Origin of the sequence: Clostridium sp. CM027 (assembly GCF_024730565.1) — a bacterium.
Classification (GTDB): domain Bacteria; phylum Bacillota; class Clostridia; order Clostridiales; family Clostridiaceae; genus Clostridium_AD; species Clostridium_AD estertheticum_B.
Genome location: NZ_CP077725.1, coordinates 1,738,039 through 1,753,362, shown reverse-complemented (window position 1 = coordinate 1,753,362; position 15,324 = coordinate 1,738,039). Strand labels below are relative to the sequence as shown.

Here is a 15,324-nt window from a genome sequence, read left to right as displayed (position 1 = left end):
TATATGACTAAAGTAAAAATACCATATTCAAAACAGTTTTTGGAAATTGAAATTCCAGATAAAAATTTGGTAGCAATATTAGAATCAAAAGCTCATGCATACAAAGTTGAAAGTACTCAGCAGGAAATTGTAAAAAAAGCACTTGATAACCCTATTGGAAGTGCAAAACTAGAAGAGCTAGTTAAGGGGAAGAAAAACTTAGTATTAATAACTAGTGACCATACAAGACCTGTACCAAGTAAAGTAACACTGCCAATACTACTTGAAAGAATAAGATCATCGAACCCTAAAATTGAAATAACAATATTAATTGCTACTGGTTTCCATAGACCTACTACAAGAGAAGAAATGATTGATAAGTTTGGTCAGGAAATAGTAGATAATGAAGTTATAATAAATCATGTATCAGAGGATTATGGCGATATGGTACGCGTCGGAACTCTTCCCTCAGGTGGAGAACTATTGCTTAATAAGATAGCGATGGAAGCTGAACTTTTAATTTCAGAAGGATTTATAGAACCACACTTCTTTGCAGGTTTTTCTGGAGGACGCAAGAGTGTTCTCCCCGGAGTGGCATCAGCAAAGACAGTTATGGCAAATCATTGTTCTGAATTTATAGCAAGTGAGTACGCACGGTCCGGAGTTATTGAAAATAATCCAATTCATAGAGATATGTTATACGCTGCTAAGCAAGCTAAACTGGCATTTATACTAAATGTTGTTATTGACAGTGAGAAGAATGTTATAAATGCATTTGCAGGAGATAGTGAGCTTGCCCACGTTGAAGGTTGTAAATTTGTTATGGAACTTGCAGCTGTGAAAGCTGTGAAGGCAGATATTGCAATATCAACTAATGGAGGATATCCACTAGACCAAAATATATATCAGACTGTAAAAGGTATGACTGCAGCAGAAGCAACTTGTAAGGACGGCGGACTTATAATCATGGTGTCTGCTTGTAATGATGGACATGGTGGTCAGTCATTTTATGACAATATCGCAAATGCAAGTAGCCCAAGAGAAGTTCTTGATAGGGTAATTAAAGTAGGAAGAAATGATACAGCACCAGATCAATGGGAATTTCAGATTCTTGCGCGGATACTAGATGCGCATACCGTAATTCTTGTTACAGATATGTGTGACCCTGAAATGATAAAGAATATGCATATGCAGCATGCATTTACCTTTGAAGAAGCGCTTGTTAGAGCTCTTAAAATAAAGGGAGATGATGCGACGATAACAGTAATACCAGATGGAGTTTCAGTTGTTGTAAAATAACATTCAAATTAATACTATTATTGAATATAATTTGGGGGCGGGTAAAATACATTGGGTGGAAGAATTCACATAATTTTATTTCAAGACTAATAATACTGTGGAGTGGGGAACTGAATTTTGAGTTTCCCACTTTTTTTCAATTTTAGGTAAATGTAAAAAAATAAATATATACAGGAGGGGTGAGTAGTCACTAATATTGTTACGTAAGTAGCCACATAGTATATAAATTAAAAATGTGGTAAAATACTTGTATTATAGTAAAGTGTTATAATTAAACAAAAAAGTACAAAATTTAAAAAATAACCAATAAGTATAACTTTGTCATTTATTATACCTTACTTGTGAATTTATAAGAAGAGATATATTAGTTATACTTCAAAAGCCCTATTTATTGAATTCTTCAGTAATTGAAAATATAATAATGAGATTAAAATTAAGTAAATTAAGTAAAAAAATAAGGTTCTTAAGTTTCTAGGCATAAATTGTTAAGACCGATGTTGAAAAGGAGTGATGAAAATGATAAAAACTGCAATTTTAACCATGAGTGATAAAGGTTCTAGGGGAGAAAGAATTGATGGGACAGGTCCTGCAATAAGAAATGAATTAGAAGGTAAAGGATTTGTTATAAGTTTCTATAAAATAATTTCTGATGAGAAACAGGAAATAGAAAAAGAATTGATTTATTTATGTGATGAGCTTAAGGTGGATTTAATTTTAACTAATGGAGGAACGGGGTTTTCAGAAAGAGATGTTACGCCAGAGGCAACTAGAAATGTAATTGAGAAATATGTACCCGGCATTGGTGAGGTTATGAGGATGAAATCACTCCAGATTACATCAAAGGCTGTGCTTTCAAGAAGCATTGCAGGAATCCGCAAAAAAACTCTAATTATTAATCTTCCGGGAAGCCCAAAAGGTGCTGTAGAAAATCTTCAATTTATAATACCTGCAATTCCACATGGAATTGCTATACTTACAGGGGAAGCTAGCGAGTGTGGTAGAAGTTAACAAAAGGGAGAATGAGAATGGAATTTTTTAATGTGGTATCTGTAAAAGAAGCTAAACAAATAATAGATAGTTCTTTTATCTATAAGATTGAATGTGAAAAAATTAACATTATGCAAAGCGTTAATAGAATTAGTTTTAAAGATATAAAAGCAGAATGTAATATACCAGAATTTAAGAGATCGACAGTAGATGGCTTTGCAGTAAGATCAAGAGATGTATTTGGAGCTAGTGAAGGACTCCCGTCTATGCTTGAACTAAAGGGTGAGGTATTTATGGGGAATATCCCACCCTCGGATATTGCAGGGGGGGAGTGCTTATACGTACCTACAGGAGGGATGCTTCCGGAAAGCGCAGATAGTGTTGTTATGGTTGAGTACAGCCATAAGCTAGATGATAATACAATACTTATTTATTCACCTGTGGCTATGGGTGATAATGTAATACAAATTGGTGAAGATATAAATACTCAGGATATTGTCGTAAAAAAGGGAAGTAAACTCAGGCCTTATGAGATAGGTGTTCTTGCAAGTATAGGAATTTCTGAGGTGATGGTTTATAAAAGACCTAGGGTTGGTATTATTTCAACTGGTGATGAAGTAGTACCCTGCGAGGTAAAGCCTTCTTTGGGTGAAGTGAGGGACATAAACACTTACCTGATTTGGTCTCTACTTCTTGAGGATGGAATGGAGCCAGTAAGCTATGGAATTATTAAGGATGATTATGAACTGTTAAAGAGTGCAACACAAAAAGCATCTAATGAATGTGATGTGGTACTAATTTCAGGAGGAAGTTCTGTTGGCACGAAAGATCACACTTTAAAGGTTATAGCTTCATTTGACGATGGAGAGGTCTTGGTACATGGAATAGCAGTAAAGCCTGGGAAACCAACTATAATAGGAAAACATAAAGAAAAAATAATATTTGGACTTCCAGGACATCCACTTGCATGTTGTATTATATATAAAATACTTGTTCAAAAATATATATATAGCCTAATGCTTCAAAGCGAAAAGATTTATGGAACAAATGCAGTAATGAGTATAAATTACCATAAAGCTAAAGGCCGTGAAGAATATCTACCTGTAGAGCTTGAAACAATAGAAGGCATGGTTATTGCAAAGCCGGTGTTTGGTAAATCTGGGATTATAACAGCATTTTCAAAGGCATGGGGGTATATAAAAATAGAAAAAAACGCGGAAGGTTTAAAAGAAGGACAAGCAGTTGAAGTCTATAAATTATAAAGGAGATGAGAGTATTGGCTCAAGAAGTCTTTCTATCAAATGTTGATTTGAATGAAGCAGTTAAAATATATTTTAATAAGTTATTATGCATTAAAGGTGAAAAGGAAAATGTGGTTACTTGGGAATCTGTAGGAAGAGTTTCATACTCATCAATTTTTGCGAAAATATCTTCACCCTTTTATAATAGTTCTGCTATGGATGGTATTGCAACTATAAGTACCAAAACATATGGAGCAACAGATCGGAGTCATATCCAACTACGAGAAGGAATTGATTATTTAGTAGTGGATACTGGAGATCCAATACCTAAAGAATTCGATTGTGTAATTATGGTAGAGGATTTGATAAATTTAGATAAGGGAAAAGTAGCTATTTATAAAAGTGCTGCCCCTTTTCAGAATATTAGACCAATTGGAGAAGATATTGTAAAAACACAAGTTATTATCCCTTCAAATTATATGATTAGACCAGTAGATATAGGCTCTATTATAGCTGGGGGAGTAAATAATATTGATGTTTATAAAAGGCCGGTGGTTGGAATAATTCCGACTGGAACTGAGATGGTGGAGCCAGGTGAAGAACTTAATATTGGAGACATAATTGAGTTCAATTCAAGAGTATTTTCTGCCCAAGTTAAGGAATGGGGAGGTATACCCCTAAGATTTGACATAGTAAAAGATGATTATTTACTTATTAAAGATGCTGTAAAAAAGGCAGTCCAGCAATGCGATATTATACTTATTAATGCAGGATCTTCAGCTGGTAGAGAGGATTTTACTTGTAATGTAATAGAAGAATTAGGTGAGGTTTATGTACATGGAATAGCTATAAAGCCTGGTAAACCTGTTATTCTTGGAAGTATAGAGGGAAAGCCTGTGATTGGTATACCTGGATTTCCAGTATCTGCTTATGTCGTAATGGATAATATATGCAAGAAAATAGTACATGCTTATATAGGGATAAATGAAGAAGAATATACCACTGTTGAGGTTGTACTTACTAGGCGTATAATGTCAACTTTAAAATATTTAGAATTTGTAAGAGTTAAAATTGGATTTGTTTCGGGAAAATATATTGCAACACCTATAGGTCGTGGAGCTGGAACAACAATGTCATTAGTAAGGGCAGATGGTATATTAGAAATACCACAAAATATTGAGGGCTATGAAGTAGGAACTACGGTGAATGTTAAACTTTTAAGAAGCAAGGAAGAAATTAAAAATACAGTTGTATGTATTGGAAGCCATGACCCAATAGTTGATATAGCTTCGGATCTTTTTCATATAAAAAACGGGAAGTATTTTCTTTCTTCTGCTCATGTTGGAAGTATGGGAGGAATAATGGCATTAATAGGTTCAGAAACTCATATAGCACCTATTCATTTATTGGATATGGAGAATGGTAGTTATAATATTTCTTATATTAAAAAGTATTTACCAAATAAACCTATGGTATTAATTAAAGGTGTTAAAAGAGTTCAGGGAATTATGGTTTCTAAAGGGAATCCTTTAGATATTAAATGTTTACAGGATATAGTTATAAAAGGTAGAAGATTTATAAATAGGCAAAGAGGTTCAGGTACAAGGTTACTTCTAGATTATAATTTAAAAAAGCTCCATATTAATCCACAAAATATATCAGGATATGAAAGAGAAGAATTCACCCATATTGCCGTTGCAGCAGTAGTTGCAGCAGGAGATGCAGATTGTGGACTTGGAATTTATTCTGCAGCCAAGCTTTTGGGTCTAGATTTTATAAAACTTGGGGATGAGGATTATGATTTTGCTGTGCCTAAGGAATTTATAGATATGGATATGATAAGGGAATTCATCAAAATAATTAAAACAGATGAATTTAAAAGTGAGCTTGATAAACTTGGAGGCTATGATTATACGCAAATAGGGGAAATAATTGAACTTTAGGAGACGGTTTTATGAGGGATAGTCATGGAAGAGATATCAATTATTTAAGGATATCGGTAACTGATAGATGTAATTTAAGATGTATATATTGCATGCCAGAGCAGGGAATTAAGAGTAAGAATCATGTGGATATTCTACGTTTTGAAGAGATATTAAAAATTGTGAAGGCAGCAGAAAAATTAGGTATTAATAAAGTAAGATACACTGGTGGGGAACCACTAGTAATGAAAGATTTAGACAAGCTTATATATGAAACTTCAAAACTGCCAGGAATAGATGATATTGCTATAACTACAAATGGTATTTTGCTATCTGGTATGGCATCAGATTTGAAAAAAGCTGGACTTAAAAGGGTAAATATTAGCCTTGATACTTTAGATAAAGAAAAGTTTAAAAGTATAACCAGAATAGGAAATCTAGATAAGGTAATGGAAAGTATAGATAAATGTTTAACCCTTGGGTTAAAACCGGTCAAAATAAACACAGTATTAATGAAAGGCTTTAATGATGCAGAGTTTGAAGGCTTTTTAACCTTAATTCGAGAAATGCCAATCGAAGTAAGGTTTATTGAACTCATGCCAATAGGTGAAGGTATTAAACTTTATGAAAAAAGTAAATTAAGTTTTAGGGAAATGCTAAAGTTGCATCCTGAGTTAACTGAAATAGAAACCCCTAAAAGTAGCACCGCTCAATTGTACAATCTTAAAGGGACAAAAGGAAAAATTGGATTCATTAGTCCAGTAAGTTGTAAATTTTGTGCGGATTGTAATAAAATAAGGCTCACATCTACAGGAACTATTAAAGCATGTCTTCATTCAAAGGAAGAAATAAATATTAGGAAATACCTAAATAACGAAGAGATGCTTACAAATGTATTAAAACAAGCAATTTTTAATAAACCGCTCGAACATCATCTTGAAGAGGAAAAAACCAGTAGAAGTGAAAAGATGATGTATCAGATAGGAGGATAAAGTGATGGAACTTACGCATATAAATGAAGAAGGAAGAGCTAAAATGGTTGATGTATCTGAAAAGTGTGACACTGTTCGGGAAGCTATAGCAGTTGGGTCAATTTCTATGAAAAGAGAAACACTTGAAAGAATAAGGGATGGGTCTATTTCAAAAGGAGACGTACTAGCTGTAGCACAAGTAGGGGGAATTATGGGTTCAAAAAGTACTTCGCAAATAATACCAATGTGCCATCCTATAATGATATCTGCTTGTGATATAAGTTTTAAAATTGACTTTAAAAATACTAAAATAGAAATAGAAGCAACGACAAGGACTGTAGGAAAGACAGGCATTGAGATGGAAGCGCTAACTGCGGTATCTGTCGCAGCATTAACTATTTATGATATGTGTAAGGCAATTGACAGGGAAATGCTTATAAATAATATTATGCTTGTGAGAAAAAGCGGGGGAAAATCAGGAATATTCGAAAGGAAGTCGTTATAATGGCAAAGGTTATTGCAATAAATACAAGTGAAAAAAAAGGTGTGATAAAACACCCTATAGAGAAAGGCTTTTTTAAAGTCAATCACGGACTTGAGGGAGATGCACATGCAGGTAATTGGCATCGACAGGTGAGTTTTCTTGGTGTTGAGAGTATTGATAAAATGAAAGCTAAGGGAGCTCTGGGCTTATGTTCAGGAAAGTTTGCTGAAAATATTACTACCGAAGGAATAATTTTGTATGAACTGCCAGTGGGAACTAAACTTAAAATAGGAAATGTAGTTTTAGAGGTAACACAAATAGGTAAGGAATGTCATAAGGGTTGTGAAATTATGAAATTGGTTGGTGACTGTATAATGCCAAGAGAAGGGATATTTGCTAAGGTACTAGAGGAGGGGTATATCCAGGCTGGAGATGAGATTGTAGTGGAGGAATAAGTATTTAGAGAAAATAAAAGGGGGAATTTTAATGTACGGTTACAATGGTAAAATATTAAGAATTAATTTAAAAGATAAGACTATTAAAGTTGAGGTACTTGATTTAAAGCAAGCTAAAAAATTTATTGGTGGTAGAGGGCTTGGAACAAAAATATTTATGGATGAAGTAGATCCGAGAGTTGATCCATTAAGCCCTGAAAATAAACTTATAATTATTACAGGGCCATTAACAGGTACGCCTGTTCCAACCGGTGGAAGATACATGGTAGTTACAAAATCACCACAATCAGGTACAATTGCTTGTTCAAATTCAGGTGGTTATTGGGGAGCTGAATTCAAAGCTACAGGCTATGATATGATCATATTTGAGGACAAGGCTGATGCACCAGTTTACTTAACTATAATAGATGATAAAGTGGAAATAAAGGATGCTAGCAGTCTTTGGGGAAAGCTTGTTACAGAAACTACAGATATTCTAAGGAAAGAAATGCCTGATAAATCAAGAGTTATGACCATTGGACCGGCAGGAGAAGGACTATCCAATATGGCTGCTATAATGAATGATTATGATAGAGCAGCGGCCCGTTCTGGTGTCGGAGCTGTTATGGGTTCGAAAAATCTCAAAGCTATTGTAGTTAAAGGAAGTTCAAAACCACAAGTAGCAGATGCGACGACGCTAAAAGAGGTTTCGAAAGTTTGGTTGAAGACTATAAAAGCCAATGGGGTTACAGGCACAGGTCTCCCAACATACGGAACTGCAGTACTTGTAAATATACTAAATGAAAATGGGATATATCCAACCAATAATTTTCAAAAGTCTTACTTTGAAAAAGCTGATGACGTAAGTGGAGAGGCAATGACAAAGGATTACCTTGTTCGTAAAAACCCTTGTTATAGATGTCCCATTGCCTGTGGCAGGTATGTAAAAATAGAGGATATGGGTATAGAAGTAGGCGGACCTGAATACGAAACACTTTGGGCTTTTAGTGGAGATTGTGGTATTTCTGATATGGTTACAACTTTCAAGGCGAACTACTGGTGTAATGAATATGGTATGGATACAATCTCTGTAGGTACAACTATTGCAGCGGCTATGGAACTACGTGAAAAGGGATATATTAAAGACGAAGAACTTGGAGGGACTCCTCTAGAATTTGGAAACATAGAGGGTGTAGTTGATTGGACAATAAAAATAGGTAAAGCTGAGGGACTAGGAGCAAAAATGTCTGAAGGTTCATACAGACTATGCGCATCTTATGGTGCACCAGAGTTTTCAATGTCAGTTAAAAAGCTTGAAATTCCTGCTTATGATCCAAGAGGTATAATGGGGCAAGGGCTTCAATTTGCTACTTCAAACAGAGGTGGATGCCATGTTAGAGGATATATGATATCACCAGAAATATTAGGCTTGCCACAAAAATTGGATAGATTTTCACTTGAAGGGAAAGCTACTTGGGTTAAGATTTTCCAAGACTTAACTGCATCTATAGATTCCCTTGGATTGTGTTTGTTTACGTCTTTTGCTATGGGAGCTCAAGATTATGCTAACTTGTATAATGCAGTATGTGGTACAGAGCACACTGCAGAATCCATACTTGATTCAGGAGACAGAATTTGGAACATTGAAAGACAATTTAATTTACAGGCTGGAATAGATGCGACGCAGGATACACTACCCAAAAGATTACTAGAGGAGCCAATTCCAGAAGGACCTTCAAAAGGGAATGTGCACAGATTATCTGAACTTCTTCCATCATATTATAATGAAAGAGGCTGGAATGAAAAAGGTATTCCAACGGAAGAAAAATTAAAAGAATTGGGACTATAGTTACATTTTAGTTATAAATGGACGCGATAGACAATTTGACAAGGTATATGTATTTCAATGAAAAAAGCTAGATATGACGCAACTAATGATAAGGGAATCAGTTCTGATTTAACTGATTCCCTTATCAGTAATTGCGTCATATGCATTATAAAAGTCATAATTAATACATGAAACCTTACTGCGCTTTAACTGGAGGCTTACCGCTGATTATAAGCTTTGCTTCAGCTTCGGAAAGGTCATAATTTAGAAATGTCTTATAGAAATTTATTGTCTCTGAAACAATATTTAACTTTGAAAATTTATCAGGATTTATTAATTTTGCAGCCCACTGTATCTGTAATGCTTCTTCAGCGCTATAACGATCCCACATGTATGCGCCGTCAGGATTTTGAACTACCTTTTCATTTTTAACTGCTGAAACATTTCTCCATGAATTAGTGTTCATTATAGTTTTTGCATCTTTTGAATCAGCACCCAATATTATAATATCCGGATTCCATTTTATAATTTGTTCCATAGAAGCTTCTTTCATATTACCTTTGATTTCTGATGCTACATTAATTCCACCTGCAGCTTCAATCCATGCATTGATAATTGTATTACTACCATCTACTGTTAGAGGTGAAAGGGTGTTGATATGTAAAACCTTTGGCTTCTTGTCAGTTGGTATTGCAGATGTGATATCTGTAATAATTTTTAATTTACTGTCAAGATAGGAATTGAATTTATCAGCCTTTTTTCTGGCGTCAGGGCCAAGAATATCTCCCGTTACTTGGAAACATTTTTTTAATCCATTAAAATCCGTAAAAGTCAACTGTACAGCGGGTATACCAACGCTTGCTACCTTATCTGCATATTTAGAAGTAGTAGTTAAAAAAACAATATCAGGTTTCGTCTTTAACATTTCCTCAATATTGACATCAGCTGTAGTAAAAGCAGTTGTTGCCTTATTCATCTGTGGATTTATTTGATATAACCAAGGTCTTCCTTTTGTAGTAAGTATTGTAGAAACGATTTTATTTCCTTGACCCAACATACATAAAACTTCATTATGTGCTGGCCAAGAATCAGCAATTCTATCGATTTTAATAGGAATCTCAACTTTTTTATTAGCCATGTCAGTAATCGTTTTTTTTGCTACTTGTGTTTGAACTGCAGTTGATGGACCAGTATTTTGAGTACATCCAATCATAAGAAAAATAAACATAAGTACCATCGCTAATGGCAAAATTCTTTTCGTTTTAATAAAAACACATCCTTTAATGTTTTATTTTAAAAAAATTAACTTAAAAGTGGTATTACTGATTTAATAATTTCACCATTTTTATTTTTTAAACTAATAATTTTAACATCTATGCCATAGGCAGACTTGAGATTTTCCTCTGTAACAACATCATCTACATTTCCAACAATAAAATTATTATTTTTTTGCATTAATGCCGCTTTAGTAGAACAAAGGAATGCATGGTTAGGAAAATGTGATGTCATGATTACCCCAAGACCTTTTTTAGCAAGATTATTTATCTGTTCTAAAACTCTAATCTGATTTCCAAAATCTAAATTTGAGGTAGGCTCGTCCATTATCATTATTTTTGCCTGCTGTGCCAGAGATCTGGCAATTAAGACCATCTGCCTTTCGCCACCGCTTATCTGTGTATATATACGGTTCTTCAAATATGAAATATTTAATGTATCAATTGCCTGTTCCGTAATTTCTTTATCTTTTTTTGATGGAGAAGCAAATAAGTCTAAATGTGCAGTTCGCCCCATTAATACGACATCAAATACACTAAATGGGAAAGGAGGAGTATGAGCTTGTGGGACATAGCTGATTGCTTTTGCAAAACGTTTTCTTGACCAATCTCTAATATTTTCATTATCCAATAAAATTTCTCCACTTTGAAGCTTCAAAAATCCCAATATAGTTTTAAATAACGTAGTTTTTCCCACTCCATTTGGACCGAGGATACACAATATTTCTCCGGATTTTATACTAACAGATATATCATTAATAACATTTTTAGTGCCATAACCACAGGCAACATTTCGAATAACAAGTTCCATATGCAGAACTTCGCCTCCTTTTTTTATTTAAAGAAAAAATAAATTATAAAACAAAAAAGTTAATTTAATAATTACACTTTTGCCTTTATAGCCAACCTTTCTTACCATTTAGCAACAGATAGATAAAGAATGGTGCACCAATCATAGCAGTCAAAATCCCTAGAGGAATTTCCACTGCAAATAAACATCTTGCTAAATCGTCGACAGCTAACATGAAAATGCCTCCAATCAAAAATGAAGCAGGTAACAGCACTTTGTAATTAGGTCCTACAATCATTCGTGCCAAATGAGGGATGACTAACCCTACCCAGCCTATCATTCCGCAGATAGAAACTGTACTGGCAGTAAGTAGAGTAGAACAAACTATTGTAATAGCTCTCATTTTCGTTGTATCAATGCCAAGTGATTTGGCTTCTTCATCACCAAATGAAAGTACATTAAGTTTCCATCTTATTAACATTAAAGGTATAACCCCTAAAAGCATCGGGATAAGAACGATTTTAATATCATTCATTGTAATTGAAGATAGTCCTCCCATAAGCCAGAAGGTAATAGCGGGTAGTTTGCTGTCAGGATCCGCTACATATTTAGTTAATGAAATAGAAGAGGTAAATAAGGCTTGAACAACCATACCCGTCAGGATCAGTACCAACATCTGACTGCTACCTCGACCAACAGCCTTGCTGATGGCATAAGTTAATGCAACTGCAGCAAATCCAAAAACAAATGATAAAAGCTGAATCCATACTGTTCCTAAGGAAAGTAAAATTGCAACTGCTGCACCAAAACCAGCTCCCGCAGATGCACCTAGTATATCAGCTGATACCATTGGGTTTTTAAATAAGCCCTGGAATGTTGCTCCTGATACGGAAAGTGCTGCGCCAACCAGAATTGCAGCAATAATTCTAGGAAGTCTTACATCGAACAGGACTGATTGAGTTGTATCCTTTAATAAAGCTTCACTTCCGGTGATTCTTAGATAAAATGTCTTTATTAATTGGTTTAATGAAATAGGAAACCTGCCTATTGTGAATGAAACAATAAATGTTGCAATTAACGACACAATTAGAATAAAAACAATCAAATTTTGTCCAGTTCTCTTTTGAATTTCGTTTTTAGTATAGTCCATTTCAGCTATTTCAATGTTTTTCGTATTATTCAAGTATATTTCCTCCCTGATAAATGTAAAAATTATTAAGTTTCTCTTTTATATTAACACAAATGGATATTTTATTAAATTACCAGCATGAACTATCAGAAAATATTTAATTAAAGATAGAAAGGTATTTTAAATAGAATTCAAATATGGTATAATTAAAAAGCAATTTAATACATGGAGAGATGTCCGAGTGGCCTATGGTACCTGCCTCGAAAACAGGCGAACGGGTTATTCCGTTCCGGGGGTTCAAATCCCCCTTTCTCCGCCAAAATAAAGAACTCGCTGAGAAGCGAGTTCTTTTACGTCAATTATAATAGGGATTTGAACGTGAGGGAGCATAGCGGTAAGAAAATGTTTTTAGCTATGATTATGGAGACAGGACCCTACTAGAATTACATAAAAATGGATAACAAAATGTTACTGATTTATGTAAAGTATAATTCAATTACAAAATATAAAATTTAGAAGTGAATAATAGATGACAATACCTTTGATAATTTAGTTTGAAAACAATAAAATACTATAAATAGATTTAAGTTATAAATCTATTTATAGTATTTTTATTTGCTATTTTATATTCCAACATTGAGTCTCTTTATTTCCATATTTGTATAAAAGTTATAATATTTGATATAATGTTTTTATTAAAGAGAAAAATATAACTTAATTCGTCGATAAATGTAGAATAGGTACTATAGTGAATCAGCTATTCACTATAAAATATGGGGGTGTAACATTTGAACGAGAAAATACTTGTAGTAGATGATGAAAAAAGCATTTTGGATGTATTAACTTATGCATTAAAAAGAGAGGGGTATTCAATAGAAAGAGCTTATGATGGACAAGAAGCCCTTGATAAAGTAAAAAGCTTTAACCCACATATAATAATTCTGGATTTAATGATTCCTGTAATAAATGGTTATGAGGTGTGCAAAAAATTAGAAAGTGAAAATATCGGCATTATTATGCTTACAGCAAAAAATGATATTGTAGATAAATTAGTAGGACTAGAACTAGGAGCAGATGATTATTTAACAAAACCTTTTGATCTAAGAGAAGTTCTTGCAAGGGTAAAGGCTCTGGCAAGAAGGTTCAAAAAAACTACAGATGAGAAGCGTAATGATAATCTAATTAATATTAAAGATTTTAAAATTAATAAAAACCAAAGAACCGTAAGTGTAAAAAAACTAAAAATAGATTTTACACAAATGGAATTTGATTTGTTATATTTGCTCCTATTAAATCCCAATGTAGTTTACTCAAGGGAACGGCTTTTGGATATAGTGTGGGACATGGAATATATTGGTGGCACAAGAACGGTTGATACACATGTTCAAAGAATAAGAAAAAAGTTGGGTAAAACTTATGAAAAATTAATACAAACTGTTCATGGTGTAGGATATAAAGGGGTTGATGAATTATTTGAAAATAGGGATTAAATTCAAACTTATAGCTTTTACAGCCTCACTTTTATTAGTTGTTATATCGTTTTTAAGTATTTTTGTACTTAACGGAATAAAAAATTATCAAGATAAGCAAGATCAAGCGACTTTGTTTAAGCAAAAAGATATGTTTGAGCAATATTTTAGTGAACGCTCTAACTTAGGTGATAATGGAACTAGTGATAAGGCTCAACTTGCTAGAGGAAGCGTATTTAACAAGCCATGGCTTAGAACTATACCTGCCAGTGTATATGATACAAAAGGAGAGCTTCTTTCTGGATTTAAGGTAGATGGTAAAGTGAATGAAAATAAAGATAAAAATCTTATGATTGAGTATGCTATTAAAGGTAAAGTATCATTTATAAAAAACAATGATGTAATTTACTTTTATTCACCAATTAAATATAAAAATGATATAGTAGCAATTTTAGAACTTGAATATTCAATTAAAGAAAGCAGTTTATTTTATGATAATACAAAAAAAATGTTTTATGGAACAGGTTTTCTAGCTTTGATATTTGGTGTAATCCTTGGCATTATTTACTTTTTCAACCTTACCAGAGATATATATATGATGAAAGATTCAGTAGAAAATATTCAAAAAGGTGATTTTCATGAAATAAAACTAGTCAATCGTAATGATGAATTAGGGGAATTAAGCAAAGGTATAGTATTCATGAGTAATACTATAGAAAAAAATATTGAAGATCTTAAAGTTGAGAGAGATTCTTTGAGTATGGCGATAGAAAAATTACAAAAAATGGACAAGGAACAAAAGGAATTTATAGGTAATGTAACTCATGAATTTAAGACCCCAATTACTATTATAAAAGCATATGCAGAATTAATCGGAATGTATGAAAATGACGTAAGTTTAATTAATGATGGAACCACAAATATATCAAAAGAATGTGATCGCTTGGCAACTATGGTAGATAAGGTTTTAAATTTGTCTGCTCTAGAAAAATACGACTTTGAAGTACGGAAAAAAGAAGTGAATTTAAAAGAAACATTTGATGAAATTTGCGCGCGAATTATGGGGAAAATAAAGAAAAACAACTTAACATTTAAATGTGATGTTGAAAATATTATTGTTACAATAGATGAAGAAAACTTGAGACATATTATTATTAATTTAATTGATAATGCTATAAAATATAATAGGCTTAATGGAAGTATAGATATTGAATGTCATAAAAATGGTAATAAAATAACTATAACAGTTGCGGATACAGGAATAGGCATTTGTGAGGATGATTTGTTTAAAATTTTTGAACCATTTTATAGAGTTGAAAGTCATAGAAGTCGTGAAACAGGGGGAGCTGGGCTAGGGCTAGCCTTGGTGAAAAAGTTAGTTGAAAAGCAACAGGGAACTATAAATGTAGAGTCCAAGTTAGATGAAGGTACTATCTTTTTTATTGAATTTTCTATATAGAATTTACAAAATTGTGACATTTGTTTATAATTTTGTGAAAAGTTTTTGTTACTATAAG

The 15,324-nt window shown here is 33.3% G+C and carries 13 protein-coding genes and 1 tRNA gene; 11 read left to right on the top strand and 3 right to left on the bottom strand.

What is annotated here, in order from left to right; all coding sequences use genetic code 11:
• Positions 1–3: 3 nt before the first annotated feature.
• From larA to KTC92_RS08310, 8 genes are all read left to right on the top strand, one after another.
• Positions 4–1,278, top strand: a complete 1,275-nt coding sequence (gene larA, locus KTC92_RS08345; RefSeq protein ID WP_216303158.1) for a nickel-dependent lactate racemase — start codon at positions 4–6, stop codon at positions 1,276–1,278.
• Positions 1,279–1,794: 516 nt separating this feature from the next.
• A complete protein-coding gene (locus tag KTC92_RS08340; RefSeq protein WP_220286535.1) occupies positions 1,795–2,286 on the top strand; it encodes a molybdenum cofactor biosynthesis protein B in 492 nt (163 codons plus the stop codon).
• Between the two features lie 17 nt (positions 2,287–2,303).
• The gene (locus KTC92_RS08335; RefSeq protein WP_220286534.1) at positions 2,304–3,527 is read left to right on the top strand and encodes a molybdopterin molybdotransferase MoeA; all 1,224 of its coding nucleotides are present in this window, start codon (positions 2,304–2,306) and stop codon (positions 3,525–3,527) included.
• Between the two features lie 14 nt (positions 3,528–3,541).
• Positions 3,542–5,449 (top strand): molybdopterin biosynthesis protein, encoded by a 1,908-nt coding sequence (locus tag KTC92_RS08330; protein WP_220286533.1) that lies wholly within the window; start codon positions 3,542–3,544, stop codon positions 5,447–5,449.
• A gap of 11 nt (positions 5,450–5,460) precedes the next feature.
• Entirely contained in the window at positions 5,461–6,420 is a 960-nt protein-coding gene (moaA, locus tag KTC92_RS08325) for a GTP 3',8-cyclase MoaA (RefSeq protein ID WP_220286532.1), read from the top strand.
• Positions 6,421–6,424: 4 nt separating this feature from the next.
• The gene (gene moaC, locus KTC92_RS08320) at positions 6,425–6,904 is read left to right on the top strand and encodes a cyclic pyranopterin monophosphate synthase MoaC (RefSeq protein ID WP_253198186.1); all 480 of its coding nucleotides are present in this window, start codon (positions 6,425–6,427) and stop codon (positions 6,902–6,904) included.
• Positions 6,904–7,338, top strand: a complete 435-nt coding sequence (locus KTC92_RS08315; RefSeq protein WP_165411605.1) for an MOSC domain-containing protein — start codon at positions 6,904–6,906, stop codon at positions 7,336–7,338. The genes moaC and KTC92_RS08315 overlap by 1 nt, the downstream gene beginning before the upstream one ends.
• Positions 7,339–7,369: 31 nt before the next feature.
• Entirely contained in the window at positions 7,370–9,166 is a 1,797-nt protein-coding gene (locus KTC92_RS08310) for an aldehyde ferredoxin oxidoreductase family protein (protein WP_220286531.1), read from the top strand.
• Positions 9,167–9,341: 175 nt separating this feature from the next.
• Here the strand turns inward: KTC92_RS08310 and KTC92_RS08305 are convergent, their stop codons facing one another.
• The 3 genes from KTC92_RS08305 to KTC92_RS08295 form a co-directional block, all read right to left on the bottom strand.
• Positions 9,342–10,358 carry an ABC transporter substrate-binding protein gene (locus KTC92_RS08305; protein WP_253198188.1) on the bottom strand — a complete coding sequence of 339 codons (1,017 nt, stop codon included), beginning with the start codon at positions 10,356–10,358 and terminating at the stop codon, positions 9,342–9,344.
• Positions 10,359–10,447: 89 nt separating this feature from the next.
• Complete coding sequence (locus tag KTC92_RS08300) at positions 10,448–11,230, bottom strand: ABC transporter ATP-binding protein (RefSeq protein WP_220286530.1); 783 nt, start codon at positions 11,228–11,230, stop codon at positions 10,448–10,450.
• Positions 11,231–11,315: 85 nt separating this feature from the next.
• The gene (locus KTC92_RS08295; protein WP_220286542.1) at positions 11,316–12,359 is read right to left on the bottom strand and encodes an iron ABC transporter permease; all 1,044 of its coding nucleotides are present in this window, start codon (positions 12,357–12,359) and stop codon (positions 11,316–11,318) included.
• Between the two features lie 206 nt (positions 12,360–12,565).
• Here KTC92_RS08295 and KTC92_RS08290 point away from each other — a divergent pair.
• From KTC92_RS08290 to KTC92_RS08280, 3 genes are all read left to right on the top strand, one after another.
• Positions 12,566–12,657, top strand: a tRNA-Ser gene (locus KTC92_RS08290).
• A gap of 469 nt (positions 12,658–13,126) precedes the next feature.
• On the top strand, positions 13,127–13,828 hold the full coding sequence (locus tag KTC92_RS08285; RefSeq protein WP_220286529.1) for a response regulator transcription factor: 702 nt from the start codon (positions 13,127–13,129) through the stop codon (positions 13,826–13,828).
• On the top strand, positions 13,803–15,266 hold the full coding sequence (locus KTC92_RS08280; protein ID WP_258876419.1) for a cell wall metabolism sensor histidine kinase WalK: 1,464 nt from the start codon (positions 13,803–13,805) through the stop codon (positions 15,264–15,266). The genes KTC92_RS08285 and KTC92_RS08280 overlap by 26 nt, the downstream gene beginning before the upstream one ends.
• The last annotated feature ends 58 nt before the right edge of the window (positions 15,267–15,324 follow it).